Raw genomic sequence first — 15544 nt, 5'->3', positions numbered from 1 at the left:
CCCTCTCCACTAGAGCGTGGTCATCATTGTTAGAGGATTTTTGTTGCATAATACAACTATATTGTTGTGCGATGCAACTTTCTGCGTTTGGTGAGACCTGAAATGACCACGAACATTGCTGAAATAGATTCGATCCGAGCCGCTTCCCGCATGATGGTGAGAGAGCTTGGGTTTATGAACCCGACACTCGCTTCAACCGGTTACTCCGCATCAGCCGTGCATGCCTTGCTTGAGATCGATGCCCGGGAAGACATGACTTCCGCCCAGTTGGTACAACTTCTGGGACTGGAGAAATCCAGTGTCAGTCGAATGCTGGCGAAGCTGGTAGCTGCAGGAGAGTTGCGGGAGGAGGCGGTCAGCAATGATGGCCGCATCAAGCTTTTGCGCTTGACCGAGAAAGGGCGCACCACCGTGGCGCAAATTCACGCTTTCGGCCAATTGCAGGTGCGCAATGCATTTGGGAACCTCAATCGCTCGCAGCAACAAGCCGTTGCACAGGGGCTTGCGGCGTACGCTGGGGCTCTAAAAGCACATCGTCTGGGAAGCGCTGAGCAGGAGCAAAGTCTCATCACAATTACCACAGGGTATCGTTCTGGTCTGGTGGGGCGAATTGCAGAAATGCACGCAGCCTTCTATTCCACCCATTTTGGGTTTGGGCAATTTTTCGAGAGTAAGGTCGCGTCGGGGGTCGCGGAGTTTGCGGGGCGCCTGCATGAGCCCTGCAATCGGGTCTGGACGGCTCTGCTCAACGGTCGAATAGTCGGCTCGCTTGCCATCGACGGTCAGGATTTAGGGGACAACAAAGCGCATTTGCGTTGGTTTGTCCTGGACGACGGCTGCCGCGGCAGTGGAGTCGGACGGATCCTGATGGCGGAAGCCATGGCGTTTTGCGATATCCGTGGATTTTCAGAAACTCATCTCTGGACATTCAAGGGCTTGGATGCTGCCAGAAAGCTCTATGAGTCGTTCGGCTTCCGACTGATGAATGAAGAGCAGGGAGCGCAATGGGGCAGCACCGTGACGGAGCAGCAATTCGCACGCGTTCACAGGCCGGCTTGACGCCAGCGTGCGTTTGTCGCCGGTGCAAGCGCCGGCCAAGCTTGGCTACCCGGGGGCAACCGCCTGTGGCGCCCTTACGCTATTTGGGAAGTTGCTGACGACAGATGTTCGTACCGACCGTGGTTAACTGAAGAGACCCCCCTGACCATTCAAGCCAGAATAACGAGACCATGTCGTCGATGAGCGTCTCGTCGATTTCCCCTGCGCGGCGATGCTGCAACAAGTCGGCAACATGAGGTAGTTCGACGCGAAGCGCGTCTGCCCGAGCGCGGGAAGAAAGCACATGAGCCATGAAGGCCTTTCATTTCATTGGGTCGAGAGGCGAGGGCGCCTGCCATAGCATCATGCATCATGCGCGTTAAAAGTGAATCCACCTAGACCTAAATCGGCACTATGTCCTGTAGTGCCTTTTTTGTTCGTACTCGTCTTAGGCTGGCCATCCTGGGGCGAAACCAAAAAGGGTGGCGGCGTAGCCGGGCGCAATCCCAGTCTCCAACCTCAAGAGAAGAGCAGAAGGTAACTATCAAGCGCTATCAAAAAATCAACCGCCGCTTGCCTCACGCCTCAGCCGGCCGCCCCCCGCCCTACCCAAGAACCTTGATAACGCGCTGATTCTTCATGCTGAGGCGAATATATGAGCCTGCGCGGATCGTGAACGTGTTACCAGAGGCCGGCTCGGTCAAAGCCTTGGATTTATCTTTCCCGACAGGGAAAGACTAAATACACGAGGGCCAAGCGCAGCAATGGCCCGAATCAGGCTCCCCACCCCTTGAGGCCGTGCCGAGCACCGCAGGGACACGGACTTGGGGTCGCCTTTTTTGTGCATACTATTTTTGGGCCGGCCATCCGGTGGCGACTAAAAAAATAGTATGTGCGCAGCCGGGCGCACATCCCGGCCTCCGACCTCAAGAGAAGAGCAGAAGGAAATTTACAACCGCAGCGCTCAATCAACCGCCGCTTGCCCTCACCCCCGCCCTCTCCCAGAGGGAGAGGGAGTAAAAACGCCCGCCTTTCTACAGAGGAAGATGTCAGTAAAAACGCCGGTGTATTTTGTAGGCGGAGTAAAAACAGCTGCAAAAAAAGGACCTTGAAAGGCATGGTTCCTAAAAGTCGTAAAGCCGTGTCGCATTCTCTACCAGTACCTGCTGACGAATAGCCGCAGTGGGAAACCAAGCTTCGATTTCGGTTAGCAACTTCCCCGAAGGCAGGCTCCGGTAGCGGCTGACTTCCAAAGGGCCTTTTCCTGGCTCGCGATTGGTGTGTGGCCAATCGCTGCCCCACAGGACTTTGTGTGGCGCTGCAGCTAAAAAGGCCTGAGCCCAAGCAGCCACGGATGCTGCGCTACGCGCGTCGTCGTTTTCGTGCACGCGGTAGCTTGCAGATAGCTTCACATACGCGTTGCCTCCGGCCAGCAAGGTGAGCAGGGCGCGAGCGGGTGCGTCATCAAAAGGCGTAGAGGAGGGCACCATTGCAAAATGGTCCAGCACCACCGGAACCGGAAGGCGGTCCAGGTGTTCCGCCACGGCTGCGGTGGTTTCCATGGCCGCGTAGATCTGGATATGCCAATTCAGTTCTGCAATGCGCTCGGCCAATGCACGAAGGGCATTGGCCACAGCCACTGGATCGCGGACGCCAAAACTCTCTACATTGATCCGCAGGCCCCGCACGCCCGCAGCGTGCAATTGGCGGAGCGTGGCCTGTTCCACGTCAGGTGCCACCACCGCAACACCACGGCCTTGGCCTTCCAATCTTGCCAGGCTGTCCAGCATGCAGCGGTTGTCAGTGCCGTAGAAGCTGGGCTGAACAATCACCACACGTTCCAGGCCTTGCGCTGCCAGATGCGCCAGGAGTACTCCGTGCGGAGCGGCCGCTGGCGTGTAGTGGCGATCGGCCTCCATGGGGTAGTGAGCGGTATCGCCCACCACGTGGGTGTGACAGTCGCAAGCGCCTGGCGGGAGCATCACAGGGGGTGTCACCGCGCTTCAGGCCGCCAGCAGGCGGCGCACAAAAGCTTGGCCAATCTCGGCTGTGCCGAGTTTTCCACCCACGTCACGAGTGGCTTCGCTGGCTGCCACGGCAGCCTCTGCGGCGGCATCAATGGCTGCCGCGGCGGCTTGGAAGGCCGGAAGGTTCTTGCGCTGACCATACCAGCCCAGCAATTGCGATGCCGAAAGGATCAGAGAGAACGGGTTGGCAATGTTCTGGCCGGCAATGTCCGGTGCCGAGCCGTGTGCAGCCTGTCCCATGGCATGGTCTAGGCCTGCGTTGACAGAACCACCCAGGCCCAGGCTACCGGAGAGCTCTGCGGTCAGGTCGGAGAGGATGTCGCCGAACATATTGGTGGTCACTATCACGTCAAAACGCTGAGGTGCCCGCACCACGTGGGCCATCATGGCATCCACAATGAAATCATCCACTTGCACTTCAGGAAACTCGCGTGCGATCTTGTGGCACTCTTCGATGAACATGCCATCGCCGATTTTCAAGACATTGGCTTTGTGCACGATGCTCACGTGTTTGCGGCGAACCATGGCCAATTCGAAAGCAGATCGTGCAATGCGCTCGCAGCAGGAACGTGTAATGCGGCGCAGCGATACAACGACATCGGGAGTGATCAGCATTTCGCTATTGCCAGACGCAATATTGCGGTCGGCGTAGAAGCCTTCAGTGTTCTCGCGGACCACGGTTAGATCGAACGGTTGAACGACGGTTGGTACACCAGGATAGGTGCGTGCGGGCCGGATGTTGGCGTAGAGATCCAACTCCTTGCGGAAGAACTTGGATGGGTTGATCTCACCCTTGGCCTCATCCTTGAAGTCGTAGGTGGCCATGGGGCCCAGCATCAAACCGTCAGCCGCTTTGACCTTGGCTAAAAGTGCCTGCGTGACGGTGGCGCCGTGTTTTTGCAAGCTTTCATGGCCGGCAATATCGTGTTCAAGCGCTAAGCCAAGTCCGAAGCGCTGGGACGCTGCTTCGAGCACGGCGACCGCGACGGCCATGGTTTCCGGACCGATGCCATCACCGGGGAGTACGACGATTTTCATATGGATTTTTCTTTAAAACAGACTGCGAAAACGGTGTGCGCGGAGGCGGAGCTATCAATCAGCTTGAATGCCGGTGGATTTGACCAAGCCTTCGTATTTCTTGGTTTCGTTAGCCACGTAGCTTGCGAACTGAGCAGGAGACATGGGTTCAATGGCGCTGCTGTCAGCTTCGAACCGCGCACGCAACTCGGGCTCGCTCAGAAGCTTGTTGATTTCGCGATTGAGCAATTGCACGACGGCATCAGGGGTTTCGGCGGGGGCGAAATAGCCACCCCACAGGCTGAAGCTAAAGCCTGGTATGACCGTTTCGGCGACAGTTGGCACATTTGGCAGAGCAGCAACACGCTTTGGCCCCGACACTGCGAGTGCCTTCACCTTGCCGTTCTTGATGTGGGGCATGGCGGCAGATGCGCTTGGGAAGAAGAAGTTGACCTGGCCCCCGATGACGTCTGTCATGGCCTGGCCCGCACCTTTGTAGGGAATGTGGATCATCTCGGTCTTGGTGCCGAGTGCCAGCGCTGCCGCCGCCAGATGACCGGGCGTGGCGGTGCCTGATGAGCCATAGGAAACGCCACCGGCTTTGCTGCGAGCGAATTGCACCAATTCCTGGATCGTGTTGTATGGAGCATTTGCCGGTGCGATCAGGACCAGTGGTGCATCGCCTACGAGCGCGACGGGCTTCAGCTCCTTGAGCGCGTCATAGCCCGGGTTTTTCATGACCGATCCGTTGACTGCGATTTCACCCGTCTGACCGAGCAGCAGGGTGTAGCCGTCGCCTTTGGCTTTCGCAACCAGACGCGCGCCGAGTGCACCGCTGGCGCCTGGGCGGTTGTCCACGATGAAGGGGTGTTTCAGAACCCGGGTCAGCCGGTCGCCTAACAGGCGGGCGAATACGTCACCCTGGCCGCCCGGAGCGTAGGGAACGATGGTTGTGACCGATTTGCTGGGGTAGTCAGCCTGCGCGAATGCACTATGCGGAACGCCCATCGCCAAAGCGGCGCTCAAGCCAAGGAAGCTGCGGCGTGCGATGCCGTCCGCGTCATGATTCAAGGAAGTTGAAAGAATGTCTTTTTGCATGGTGTAGTCGCGCAATGGTTTATTCAGAGGAGAGTGGGAAAAAGCAGGCGGGTTACTTGAGCTGCATGTTCGAGCCCTGAACCACGCGCTTCCACAGCGCCAGTTCGTTGTCCAGGGTGGTTCGGAATTCAGCCGGTGTGAGGCGTACGGGATCTGCGCCTTCGTGCAGGAGCCGTCCTTTGACAGGCTCTTCCGCGGCGGCCGTGTTGACGGCCCGGTTCAATACGTCTACGACGGCTGCAGGCGTGTCTGCGGGTGCTAGCACGCCCCACCAGGTGGTGATGTCGAAACCAGAAATGCCAGCTTCGGCCATGGTCGGCAGGTCTGGAAACAGTGGCGAGCGCTTGGCGCTGGTGACGGCCAAGGTCTGAACTTTGCCATCACGGACATGCTGCAAGATGGTTGGAACTGTGGCAAAGAATAAGTCGATACGGCCAGCGAGTAGATCCAGCGTCGCGGGGCCGCTACCTTTGTAGGCTACATGCGTGAGTGCCAACCCCGATCGTTGTCGGAACATTTCACCCGAGAGGTGATTGATGCTCCCCACTCCAGCTGAGCAATAGTTCAAGCCGTCGCTGCGGGTGGCCGCAACGCGGCGTACATCTGCCAATGACTTGACTCCCAACTGAGGAGACGCTACTGCCAGCAGGGGGCCTCGACCGATCATCGCTACCGGTGCGAAATCCTTGCTGGCGTTGTACGGCAGCTTGGGTTCTGCGGCGGCATTGGTGGCAAAAGTGGAGGTAGCAAAGAGCAGTGTGTAGCCGTCTGCTTTCGCCTTCGCGACCATGTTTGCGCCCAGGGATCCTCCGCCACCCCCGCGGTTGTCCACGATGACTGGTTGCCCCAGTTTTTCAGACATGACCTTGGCGATGTCTCGCGCGATGCTGTCTGTTCCACCTCCCGCTGCGAAGGGAACGATCAACGTGATCGGCCGCTGCGGAAAAGCTGCTTGCGCGAGGGCAGAGCCACAAGGCATGGCAAAGGCAGCTAGCGCGGCTAAAGCGAGAATGCGGCGGCGCGCCGCTTGAGGCAAAGGGTTCATGGTGTTGTCTCCGGTGTTGTTTGGATGGCGGGAAATGAATTCAGAGGTTTTGAATGAGTCCGGCGGGCATGAGGGATTCGTTCACACCTTCTCTGTGGTTTCTGCCTCGCGTTGGCGTTGGCGAAGCAATTTCAGGCGTTCCAGCAAAGCCTTGCGGATGTGATCTCGCGCGGCCTCTCCTGCGCGGTCAGCGTCGCCGGCCTTGATGGCCTTGAGAATGTCGTGGTGCTCCAGGTGCGCTATATCGGCCCTCTCGCGTGACGCGAGGGTGCTGCGCCCGAGCAGATAGGTCGTGTCAGTGATCGACTGGAGAGAGCGGATCAAGTGGCGGTTGTGAGCAGCACGGTAGATCGCTTCATGGAATTCCAGATTCAATGCGACTGGATCACAGGTGGGGCCGTACTCGTCCAGTATGGCCTCCATGTTGGCAATCTCTGCCGATGTGGCATGGCGCGCAGCGAACCCGGCTGCAGCGCCTTCCAGCACTTCACGCATGGCATAGAGCTCAGCGACGGCTTGCTGGCCCAGGCTGGTGACGACCAAGCCACGGCGGGGCTCGTGCGTTAACAGGCCTTCCTCTTCCAGGCGCTTAAGCGATTCCCGGACAGGGGTGCGGCCAATTCCAAGCAGTTCTGCGACTTCCACTTCTCGCAGTCGATCCTGGCCCGTCAAGCTCCCGGCCAGGATGCGCTGCTTGATCTGTTGGTAGGCCGCATGAGCCTGGGTGTTGTGTTTTGAGATCGGCATTTTGTGCGTCAAAGTATATGCTTGTATACAAAAAATGGAAAGAAAAATGATCCACCCGAGCAATTGCCTCGCGTTTTCAAACGGGAACTTCCCACCCCAGGCTCTTAGGCGCTGGATGGATGAATCAGATGATGGTGCGACGCGTTTGGCGTATCAGTGATAGGGGCGGAACGCGTTGCCGGCAGGTTTATGAAGCAATTCCTTGGGAGGCGAGCGGGGCAGGCAGGCGTGCCAGTTCCACAAACGCCCGCACATAGTCAATGGCGCTGTCGGCCTCGCGCGTACCCAGAAAAATCTGTTTGGCGATACCCTTGGGGCCAAGCTTGACGGGGACGATTTCTAGCTTCTCTGCGTACTCTTCCACCAGCCACCGTGGCAGGGCGGCCACGCCTCGGCCGCTGGCCACCATCTGCAGCATGATGTCCGTGGTTTCTATGGTTTTATGCCGCTTTGGCGTAACGCCCGCCGGGAGCAGAAATTGGTTATAGATGTCCAGTCGCTCAATATCTACCGGGTAGGTGATCAGGATTTCTTTGGTGAGTTGCTGTGGCTTCACGTGCGCTGCAGTGGCTAGCGGATGGTTTTTTGCCACGACCAAGACTTGTTCGTAGTCGAAAACAGGTTCGAACTTCAGCCCAGGTTTGAATAGTGGGTCTGGGGTGACCAGCAGGTCGATCTCGTAACCGAAGAGGGCGCCGATGCCACCGAACTGGAATTTCTGTTTGACGTCTACATCTACATCGGGCCAGGCCGCCAGGTAGGGGGAGACCACTTTGAGCAGCCATTGATAGCAGGGGTGGCACTCCATGCCAATGCGAAGGCTGCCGCGCTCACCCTGGGCAAACTGCCCCAGCCGTTCTTCGGCCAAGCTCAGTTGCGGTAGCACTCGGTTGGCCACAGCGAGCAGGTATTGCCCGGCCTGTGTGAGCCGCAGGCTGCGGCCTTCGCGAAGCCAGATGTCTGTGCCCAGATACTGCTCCAGCTTCTTCATGCTGTGGCTGAGCGCGGATTGCGTGACGTGCAAAACCTCAGCCGCCGCGGTTAGAGAACCCTGTTTCTCGACTTCTTGCACAACGGCCAAGTGAATACGTTCCAGCATGATGAATGAGTGAAATTCATTGATGTTTTGGTAAAGGCAATATTACGTCATGCATTGCATTGCATTGCATTGCATTGCCGTGCCTTGCCTGCGACAGCTCTCATTTATTGTTTTCATGTCGATGAGAGCTGTAAATGACGACGAACCACGAACTCTGATGTCCTGGCATCGAAGCGCTTGCGTGGCGCTTCGCCCTTTCTTGGCCAAAAAGTAGTGAATAGGGCTAACGCGGGGCGTATCAGGCTAGTGGCTATGACCGCGCTTTGGAGGAGGTCAGTTGTTCCAGTGCCTGATCGGCATCGCTGCGCATCTTTCTGGCCAGATCCATGGCTAATTCAAGGCGGCGTATCAGCCAGGGGCTGATGTCGTTCTCGAAGGGGTCCGGCAGAGCCTCGATGGAGGTGGGCATGTTGGCCGCCAGGCTTGGTGGCATAGGCGTCGAGCTACCGGCTTCGCCTGTGAGAATTTGCTCGATGCGGCTGGCGGCATGCATGAGCGGTATCTCTATTTCGTCCAGGCGCAATTGATCTCGGCGCAAAAGCAGCATGGATTTAGCCGCGCTTAACTGTGCCAACAATTGATACCCATGCGCTTGCATATGCTCCAGCAACGCGATGGGTGGCCGTACCGCGCGAGGCTCCGCCAGCGAGCGTTCAGTGGCTAGCACCAGCGCTGAGAGGCTGTCGTAGGCTTCACGCCGTGCCAGGCGCCAAGCCAGCTCGGGCTGGGTGTCGATGTCGTGCAGGGCGGACACGCCCAGCGCCATGCGCACGTGCTGCGCCTGCGCCGTGAGGTTGCGGCGAACCAGGCTGGCCAGTTGGCCTCGTTCCCAGGAAGGCAGCACATAGCAGAAAGCCCAGGCAAGCCCTGCGCCCAGCAGCGTATCGCCCACGCGTTCGATGAAAGCGAAGGTGGGGCTGGTTCCTGCAAAAAGCAGGTGTGCCTGAACCAGTCCCAGCACGGATGCGGCCACCGCGGTGATCAGGTAGCGCCGCATGGCGAACCCGTGCGCCACGCCCTGCGCCACGGTCACGGAAAGTAGCAGCACGAACGAAGGCGGGTGCATGACGAGCAAGCCCACAGCAAGCAAGCTGCCGAGCACCGTACCTGCCACGCGAGCATCACGGCGCTCCAGTGTTTGCGCCAGGCTACCGCGCAGCACCACCACGATGGTGAGGAGTACCCAGTACTCGTGCGATCCCCAAGGCAGCAAGGCGGCGATGGTGTAGCCCGTGCCAATCGCCAGCGCAGCGCGGATGGCGTGGCGCAATGCAGGCGCTCGCCACGCCCAGAGACTTAAGAATGGCCGCCACGACCAATCCGTAGGGCTGACGAAAAGGCGCCAGTTGTTGCGCACCAAGGTGAGATCGGGCTTGGCCTCACCACGCGCGAGTGCTCCCAATTCTTGTACGCCATCATTCAGGTGCGTAAGGCGGTAGGCGAGGCCCCGCACCAGGCCGGCGCGCCCCGTGTTCGGCGGAGTTCCAGGCTCTGTGTCGGTATGGTCCGCCGTGTCTGCTTGCTCATCGAGACGCAAGGCCGCCAGACGAGCTCCATGGTCGGCAGGCAGGGCGGGCATGCGGCCGGTGAGCAGGGCATCGGCCAATTGCGCCAGATCTTGCGCCATTTGCTGAAGCATCTGTCGCACGTCGTGCAACACCGCGTGGTGTCCCGCGTCTTCACGCACTTGGTCTAGATCAAGCTCGCTGGCCACCAACTGATCGCGCATTTCCAGCATTGCCAGCAACATGCCTGCCAAGCGTTGGCGGCGCGGTGTGCGCGGCGATTCGAGCACGATGTCTCGCGTGTTCTGCAATTGATCGGCGAGTGCGGCTTGGCGGCGCAGGAGTTCGCTGAGCTCTCCACCTTCGGGTAGTGGTGCGGAGTCAGCCGATTTGGGGGCGAAGCGGTTAGCTTGGGCGCGCATGAGCGCGGCCATGGTCAGCAGCAAGTCGGCGATGAGTTGGGCACGGTAGCGAGCGTTGCACAGCGTATTAGATAAAACTGAATACAGCACATACAGAGCAGCGCCCAAGGCAAAAAATCCGGTGCGCTGTAGGGCTTCAGCCAGATTGGCCGAGGCGGGTGTGGACATCGAAAAGACCACGGAAAACATCACGGCAATGGCCACCGGGGCGCCGCGCTTGCCCCAGGCCATGCCGAGAAAGCTCATGAACGTGGCTGGAACCAAAAGCAAACCGAGTTCCACCGGGTGCGCGCGCAACAACTGCACAGCTAGAAACAGTGGCAGACCGATCAGCGGCGCTATGGCCATGTGTGTGGCCTTGCCTCGAAGTGGCGCCGCCATGTCTGGCGGAATGGTCGCTATCACGCCCACGACGGCTGCCGCAGCAGCAGCTTCGCCAAACAGCGCATGCACCACCGTGGAAATCAGAAATAGCCCGAACGCGCACATTGCTCCGTTGAGCACGTAGTAGCTGAGCAGGGTGCGCATTGCTGCGCGACCACGGTTGGGCCAATGGGCAGGATCGAACCAGCGCAGGATGGCGGCCATGTTCATGGGCCGGAGGACGCCAGTTCTTTGGCGGCGCTGAATGGAGGTGCCGAGCAGGCTTGTTCAGCCTGCCGAGAGGTCTGGAGCTTGGCGTCAGCCGCGCGTGTGGCCTGAAAGGCCACACTGAGCATGGGGTACAGGGTGGACGACATGGCTTATATGAAGAGCGGGAAACGCTGTGCGGTCGAGGCCCGACGCTAAATGTTTATTGTCGCCTAAGCACGCGATTCGTTTCTACAGCAAACCAAGCAAGCGAAGCGCAAGCGAGCGGCTGTTTTCCTGGCCGGTGATGTTCAAGACCTTGCGATCGGACATGCCGCGCAACCACGTGATTTGTCGTTTGGCTAGTTGACGGGTGGCGGCTATGCCGCGTTCGCGCATTTGTGCAAGAGGCTCGCCTGTATCCAGCGCTTCCCATGCCTGCCGGTATCCCACGCAGCGCATGGAGGGCAACTCCGGCGAAAGATCGCCTCGGGCGCGCAAGCTTGCGACTTCGTCCATGAAACCTGCTGCGAGCATGGCGTCAAAGCGCTGTTCGATGCGCGCGTGCAGCCATGGGCGGTCCGTGGGCTCCAGGGAAAAAAGCGGAAAAGCCAGGCCGGTTTCCAGGGGGCTTTCTTTGTTCTTCTGTGTGTGGAAGCTGGAAAGTGGTTTTCCGGTGATGCGCCATACCTCCAGAGCACGCTGAATGCGCTGAGTGTCTCCTGCGGGCAGGCGGCTGGCCGTGACCGGATCTACGCGTTCGAGTTCGGCATGCAGTGCTGGCCAGCCTTGTGCGAGAGCCTCCGCTTCCAGCGCGGCGCGCACTTGGGAGTCAGCCGGTGGCAGGTCATTCAGGCCTTCCGTCAGCGCCTTGAAGTACAGCATGGTGCCGCCCACCAGCAGCGCGACTTTTCCGCGTGCGTTTATTTCACCGATAAGACGCCGCGCATCGCGTACGAACTCCGCGGCGTTGTAGGTATCGAGCGGGTCACGGATGTCGATCAAGTGGTGCGGCACGACTGCGCGTTCGGCTGGCGTGGGTTTTGCGGTGCCAATATCCATGCCTTCATAGACCAGCGCCGAATCAACGCTGATGATCTCGATGGGTAAGTGGCTGGCCAGCTCTAGCGAGAGAGCACTTTTGCCGCTGGCGGTAGGACCCGCGAGGCCGATGACTCTAGCGTTCTCCATATTTTTGTACCCATGTCCATGCCGTGAGGGCAATTACTCCGCACCAGAATGCAATGCCGTAGGCCATGGGGCGCGGAGTGCCGTCCATGGCTTGGCCAATCCAGAGGCCTATCGGGAAGGCCACCGCCATCATGAAAAATCCGTTCAAGGCTGAGGCGGCCCCGGCCATACTGGGAAAAGGCCCCACCGCGCCGCTCTGTGCGCACGGCTGGTGTACGCCATGCGCCAGCATGAAAAGACCCTGCGGGATTACCAAGGCCCAAGCGCCATACCAGGATTCACCCCAACCAAAAAATGTCAGCGCGCAGTGGAGCAATCCGGCTGTGAACGTAATTCCACCAGCTAGCGCCACAGCACGCCGAACACCCCACCGTGCAAGCAGGCGCCTGCAGATGATGGTGCCCACGATGTAGAGCGCTGACAAGACAGCCATGATGGCCCCATAGCCGGTTTTTGAAACGCCAAGTATCCGCAGTAGAACGAACGATGACGAGGCCAAAAACGTAAACAGAGCCGCGTAAGAGGCCGTTGACAGCAGGCTATAGGTGTTGAAAGTGGGGTGGCGCGCGATCAAACCCCATGAGCGCAGCAATGTGCCTGGATTCAGCGCTGCAGGGTTTCTTACAGCCAGGGTCTCGTCGAATCTCAATGCCACCAGGGCCAATGTGCCCGCGCCGAATAGTGCCGGCACGGCCATTGCTGCACGCCAGCCCACAAGCTCTGTCATCAGGCTGCCGAGGGGTGCTGCCAAAACGGCAATGATGCCCAAGCCCGAAAGTCCCTTGGACATGACCCGGGCTCCTTCCAGCGGCCGGTACACGTCTCGCACGATAGCGCGTGCGCACATGACAGCAGCACCCATGGCTGCGCCTTGCAAGACGCGCCAAGCAATCAACCAACCCATGGCGGGCGCCAGCATGGCGCCGACTGACGCCAAGGTATATAGCGCCATTCCCCAGAGCAGCACGGGTCGACGGCCAATACGATCGGAGAGCGGCCCCCAGACCATCTGCGAAACCCCAAAGGCAAGCAGCAAGCCTGAGAAGGTCAGCTGAATCTGCGCCATGGAGGCGGCAAACGAATCCTGAATGGAGGGGAGGGCGGGCAGGTAAACATCCGTCGTTACCGGCTGTATGCCAAGCAGCAGCGCCAGCAGCAGGACGATGACAGCCGGTGGATTCAACGCTTAGCGTCCGCGCATGAATAACCCGTCGAGCTCGCGCAGCGTGAGTTGGCGCCAGGTGGGGCGGCCGTGGTTGCATTGGTCTGAGCGCTCCGTGGCTTCCATCTGCCGCAGCAAGGCATTCATCTCTTCATGGGTCAGCCGCCTATTGGCGCGGACCGCGCCGTGGCAGGCCATGGTGCCTAGCAACTCATGCTGGGCTCTCTCGACCACGGTGCTGGCGTCGTGTTGAGCCAGCTCAGCGAGAACGCTGCGCGCCAGTTCCACGGCATCGCCTGAGGCCAAAGTGGTGGGCACTGCGCGTACCGCCAAGGTTTTGAGTGAGAACGGCGCGATATCCAGTCCAAGCCGCCCCAACACCTCAGCACAAGCTTCTGCGGTGGCCACCTCATGCGGCGTGGCGGCGAAGGTGGCGGGAATGAGCAGTGGTTGGCTGGCGATCCGGGCGCCGTCTAGCTGAAGTTTCAAGCGTTCGTAGACGATGCGTTCGTGTGCCGCATGCATATCCACCACGATCAGCCCCGATTGGTTTTCCGCCAGGATGTAGATCCCGTGCAATTGAGCGACGGCGCGGCCCAGGGGCCAGTCCTGTGGTTCATTGTGCGGCTGGCTTGGTGTTTGGCCGGGCGGCGCTTGATGGGCTGCACTGGGGCTTTCAAGCGATGGGGCAGCTGCGTCGTTGCTGGGCGCCGGCGCCCACAGCGCCTTCAGCTCCTCCACGGCATGGCGGCTGGCGCTCAGATCCATCGAAGCTTGCCTCGGAAAGATCTGCTGAAATGCCTTGAAGTAGCTGGAGGGAGGTGGTTCTGGCGGGGTGGCTTGCCAGCTTGTAGTCTGAGCGGCTGGTGCCAGTGGCAAAGATTCGGGGAGGGCGTTCGCAGCGGCTGATACCTGGCCCGCACGTGGTGCGGCCAAAGCGTTTTCCACGGCATGGCGAACGGCCTGGTGCACTTCTCGGCTGTCCCTGAAGCGCACCTCGATTTTCGTGGGGTGCACATTGACGTCTACTCGCGTGGGTTCCACGCTGATGTAGAGCGCATACACGGGTTGACGCTGACCATGCAGAACATCTTCGTAGGCGCTGCGCGCAGCGTGCGTGATGACCTTGTCTCGCACGAACCGGCCATTGACGTAAGCAAACTGCTGATCCCCCCGGGACCGCGAGATATCAGGCACACCAGCGCGCCCGGTCACACGCACGGAACCAGATTGGTAGTCCACCGGCACCGAACCCGCCAGGAAATCCTCACCCAATACGTCGCCCAGACGCTGCGCAAGCCCCTCAGGGCCTGGGTGGCTACGCCATTGTTCGATGAGTTTGCCGTCGTGCCAGATAGTGAAAGCCACGTCCGGCCGCGCCAGAGCGTGGCGGCGCACCGCTTCCAGGCAATGAGCCAGTTCGGTGGCATCGGTCTTGAGGAACTTCCGCCGCGCCGGCACGCTGAAAAACAGCTCCTTCACTTCCACCGTGGTGCCGACGCCCCGCGCACCTGGTCTTAGCTCGCCAGTGCGGCCATCGAGGAAATAGGCGTTGGGTTGCTGGCCAGTGCGTGAAAGCAGGGTGGTTTCGGCGATTGAATTGATGGCGGCCAGGGCTTCACCGCGAAAACCCATGGTCCCTACCGATTCCAGTTCCATCAGGTTGGCGATCTTGCTGGTGGCGTGGCGTTTGAGCGCTATGGGTAGCTCTTCGGGCAGGATGCCAGTGCCATCGTCTTCCACGGAGATCAGGCGGACGCCTCCCGCCGCCAGACGCACGCTAATGTGCGAAGCGCCAGAATCCAGCGCGTTGTCTACCAGTTCGCGCACCACGGAGGCAGGCCGTTCAACCACTTCACCAGCCGCAATCTGGCTGATCAGCTCGTCGGGCAGTTCACGGATGGCGCGGCGCGGGAGGTCGGCGGAGGTCTGGTTAGATGTTTGCACTGTAGGATTCTAAGAGGCTATTAAGGGCCTTGTTTTTGGCGTGTGGGCGCGGGCTGGGTGGTTTGCTGCGTTGTACACCTTTCAGTCCATCGGTAGCCGATCCAATCTGTTTTTCCCACCTCGCGTTAAAACGTTTAACAGGCTTAGGACCAGCCCTTCAAGGTTTTAATTTATTTTTCCCCCGGCAGGGGAAAGACTAATATCTCGAAGGCCGAGCGCAGCAATGGCCCGAGTGAGGCTCCCCACCCCTTGAGGCCGTGTGTATAGACCGGGGACATGGTGGACACATGTTCGGAGACATGGTGGACACATCAAGCTAGAGCATCAAGCAGCCCAATAGGAGCAAAGCGATGCCATGGCAGGAGAAGTCCGCAATGTCACTACGCGAAGAATTCGTTGCACTAGCGCAGCACGACGGCACCAACATCCGGGCGCTGTGTCGCGGTCTCGGAATCAGTCCCACCACGGGCTACAAATGGCTTGAGCGCTCTCGCCGCGAGCAGCCTCTGAGCGACTTGAGTCGAAGGCCCATGCACTCTCCAAAGCGCAGCTCAGCCGAGTTTGAGCAGCAGGTGTGCCAGTTGCGTGAACAGCACCCTGCATGGGGTGCTCGCAAGTTGGCCACTCGATTGAGCGATCTTGGTCTGGCTGTGCCCGCGGTGAGCACGGTGCACGC

General features: G+C 59.6%; 14 protein-coding genes. 2 read left to right on the top strand and 12 right to left on the bottom strand.

Annotation, left to right across the window (positions count from 1 at the left end; all coding sequences use genetic code 11):
• The first annotated feature begins 102 nt into the window (after positions 1–102).
• Complete coding sequence (locus G518_RS0122385; protein WP_028604442.1) at positions 103–1059, top strand: bifunctional helix-turn-helix transcriptional regulator/GNAT family N-acetyltransferase; 957 nt, start codon at positions 103–105, stop codon at positions 1057–1059.
• A gap of 79 nt (positions 1060–1138) precedes the next feature.
• On the opposite strand, the gene G518_RS0122380 is transcribed toward G518_RS0122385, so the two are convergent.
• The 12 genes from G518_RS0122380 to mutL all read right to left on the bottom strand — a co-directional run bounded on the left by G518_RS0122380 (position 1139) and on the right by mutL (position 14868).
• A complete protein-coding gene (locus tag G518_RS0122380; protein WP_028604441.1) occupies positions 1139–1351 on the bottom strand; it encodes a hypothetical protein in 213 nt (70 codons plus the stop codon).
• A gap of 811 nt (positions 1352–2162) precedes the next feature.
• Positions 2163–3020 (bottom strand): amidohydrolase family protein, encoded by an 858-nt coding sequence (locus G518_RS0122375; protein ID WP_036595675.1) that lies wholly within the window; start codon positions 3018–3020, stop codon positions 2163–2165.
• Positions 3021–3041: 21 nt separating this feature from the next.
• Positions 3042–4103 (bottom strand): isocitrate/isopropylmalate dehydrogenase family protein, encoded by a 1062-nt coding sequence (locus tag G518_RS0122370; protein WP_028604439.1) that lies wholly within the window; start codon positions 4101–4103, stop codon positions 3042–3044.
• Between the two features lie 54 nt (positions 4104–4157).
• Positions 4158–5180, bottom strand: coding sequence for a Bug family tripartite tricarboxylate transporter substrate binding protein (locus G518_RS0122365; protein WP_051237287.1), 1023 nt, complete (start codon positions 5178–5180; stop codon positions 4158–4160).
• 52 nt (positions 5181–5232) lie between these two features.
• Positions 5233–6225, bottom strand: coding sequence for a tripartite tricarboxylate transporter substrate binding protein (locus G518_RS0122360; protein WP_036595673.1), 993 nt, complete (start codon positions 6223–6225; stop codon positions 5233–5235).
• A gap of 81 nt (positions 6226–6306) precedes the next feature.
• A complete protein-coding gene (locus tag G518_RS0122355) occupies positions 6307–6972 on the bottom strand; it encodes a GntR family transcriptional regulator (RefSeq protein ID WP_028604436.1) in 666 nt (221 codons plus the stop codon).
• 187 nt (positions 6973–7159) lie between these two features.
• A complete protein-coding gene (locus tag G518_RS0122350; RefSeq protein ID WP_028604435.1) occupies positions 7160–8071 on the bottom strand; it encodes a LysR family transcriptional regulator in 912 nt (303 codons plus the stop codon).
• A gap of 250 nt (positions 8072–8321) precedes the next feature.
• On the bottom strand, positions 8322–10592 hold the full coding sequence (locus G518_RS0122345; protein ID WP_245598083.1) for an FUSC family protein: 2271 nt from the start codon (positions 10590–10592) through the stop codon (positions 8322–8324).
• Positions 10589–10738 carry a hypothetical protein gene (locus tag G518_RS40120; protein ID WP_156909503.1) on the bottom strand — a complete coding sequence of 50 codons (150 nt, stop codon included), beginning with the start codon at positions 10736–10738 and terminating at the stop codon, positions 10589–10591. The genes G518_RS0122345 and G518_RS40120 overlap by 4 nt, the downstream gene beginning before the upstream one ends.
• 82 nt (positions 10739–10820) lie before the next feature.
• The gene (miaA, locus tag G518_RS36425) at positions 10821–11759 is read right to left on the bottom strand and encodes a tRNA (adenosine(37)-N6)-dimethylallyltransferase MiaA (protein WP_084652130.1); all 939 of its coding nucleotides are present in this window, start codon (positions 11757–11759) and stop codon (positions 10821–10823) included.
• Positions 11746–12942: a multidrug effflux MFS transporter gene (locus G518_RS0122330; protein WP_028604433.1), complete on the bottom strand. Its 1197-nt coding sequence runs from the start codon at positions 12940–12942 to the stop codon at positions 11746–11748. Before G518_RS0122330 ends, miaA begins: the two co-directional genes overlap by 14 nt.
• Before the next feature lie 3 nt (positions 12943–12945).
• The gene (mutL, locus tag G518_RS0122325) at positions 12946–14868 is read right to left on the bottom strand and encodes a DNA mismatch repair endonuclease MutL (RefSeq protein ID WP_028604432.1); all 1923 of its coding nucleotides are present in this window, start codon (positions 14866–14868) and stop codon (positions 12946–12948) included.
• 374 nt (positions 14869–15242) lie between these two features.
• Between mutL and G518_RS36420 the strand changes: the two genes are divergently transcribed.
• Positions 15243–15544 (top strand): helix-turn-helix domain-containing protein (locus G518_RS36420; protein ID WP_028605496.1); only part of this gene is annotated, 302 nt, incomplete at its 3' end.

It is taken from the genome of Ottowia thiooxydans DSM 14619 (assembly GCF_000422885.1).
Classification (GTDB): Bacteria; Pseudomonadota; Gammaproteobacteria; order Burkholderiales; family Burkholderiaceae_C; genus Ottowia; species Ottowia thiooxydans.
This window is presented reverse-complemented; position numbering and strand designations above follow the sequence as displayed.

Bases quoted from the DNA above. Each gene is read 5' to 3' on its own strand.
- G518_RS0122385 (WP_028604442.1), top strand. From the start codon at position 103: ATGACCACGAACATTGCTGAAATAGATTCGATCCGAGCCGCTTCCCGC.
- G518_RS0122380 (WP_028604441.1), bottom strand. From the start codon at position 1,351: ATGGCTCATGTGCTTTCTTCCCGCGCTCGGGCAGACGCGCTTCGCGTC.
- G518_RS0122375 (WP_036595675.1), bottom strand. From the start codon at position 3,020: ATGCTCCCGCCAGGCGCTTGCGACTGTCACACCCACGTGGTGGGCGAT.
- G518_RS0122370 (WP_028604439.1), bottom strand. From the start codon at position 4,103: ATGAAAATCGTCGTACTCCCCGGTGATGGCATCGGTCCGGAAACCATG.
- G518_RS0122365 (WP_051237287.1), bottom strand. From the start codon at position 5,180: ATGCAAAAAGACATTCTTTCAACTTCCTTGAATCATGACGCGGACGGC.
- G518_RS0122360 (WP_036595673.1), bottom strand. From the start codon at position 6,225: ATGAACCCTTTGCCTCAAGCGGCGCGCCGCCGCATTCTCGCTTTAGCC.
- G518_RS0122355 (WP_028604436.1), bottom strand. From the start codon at position 6,972: ATGCCGATCTCAAAACACAACACCCAGGCTCATGCGGCCTACCAACAG.
- G518_RS0122350 (WP_028604435.1), bottom strand. From the start codon at position 8,071: ATGCTGGAACGTATTCACTTGGCCGTTGTGCAAGAAGTCGAGAAACAG.
- G518_RS0122345 (WP_245598083.1), bottom strand. From the start codon at position 10,592: ATGAACATGGCCGCCATCCTGCGCTGGTTCGATCCTGCCCATTGGCCC.
- G518_RS40120 (WP_156909503.1), bottom strand. From the start codon at position 10,738: ATGTCGTCCACCCTGTACCCCATGCTCAGTGTGGCCTTTCAGGCCACA.
- miaA (WP_084652130.1), bottom strand. From the start codon at position 11,759: ATGGAGAACGCTAGAGTCATCGGCCTCGCGGGTCCTACCGCCAGCGGC.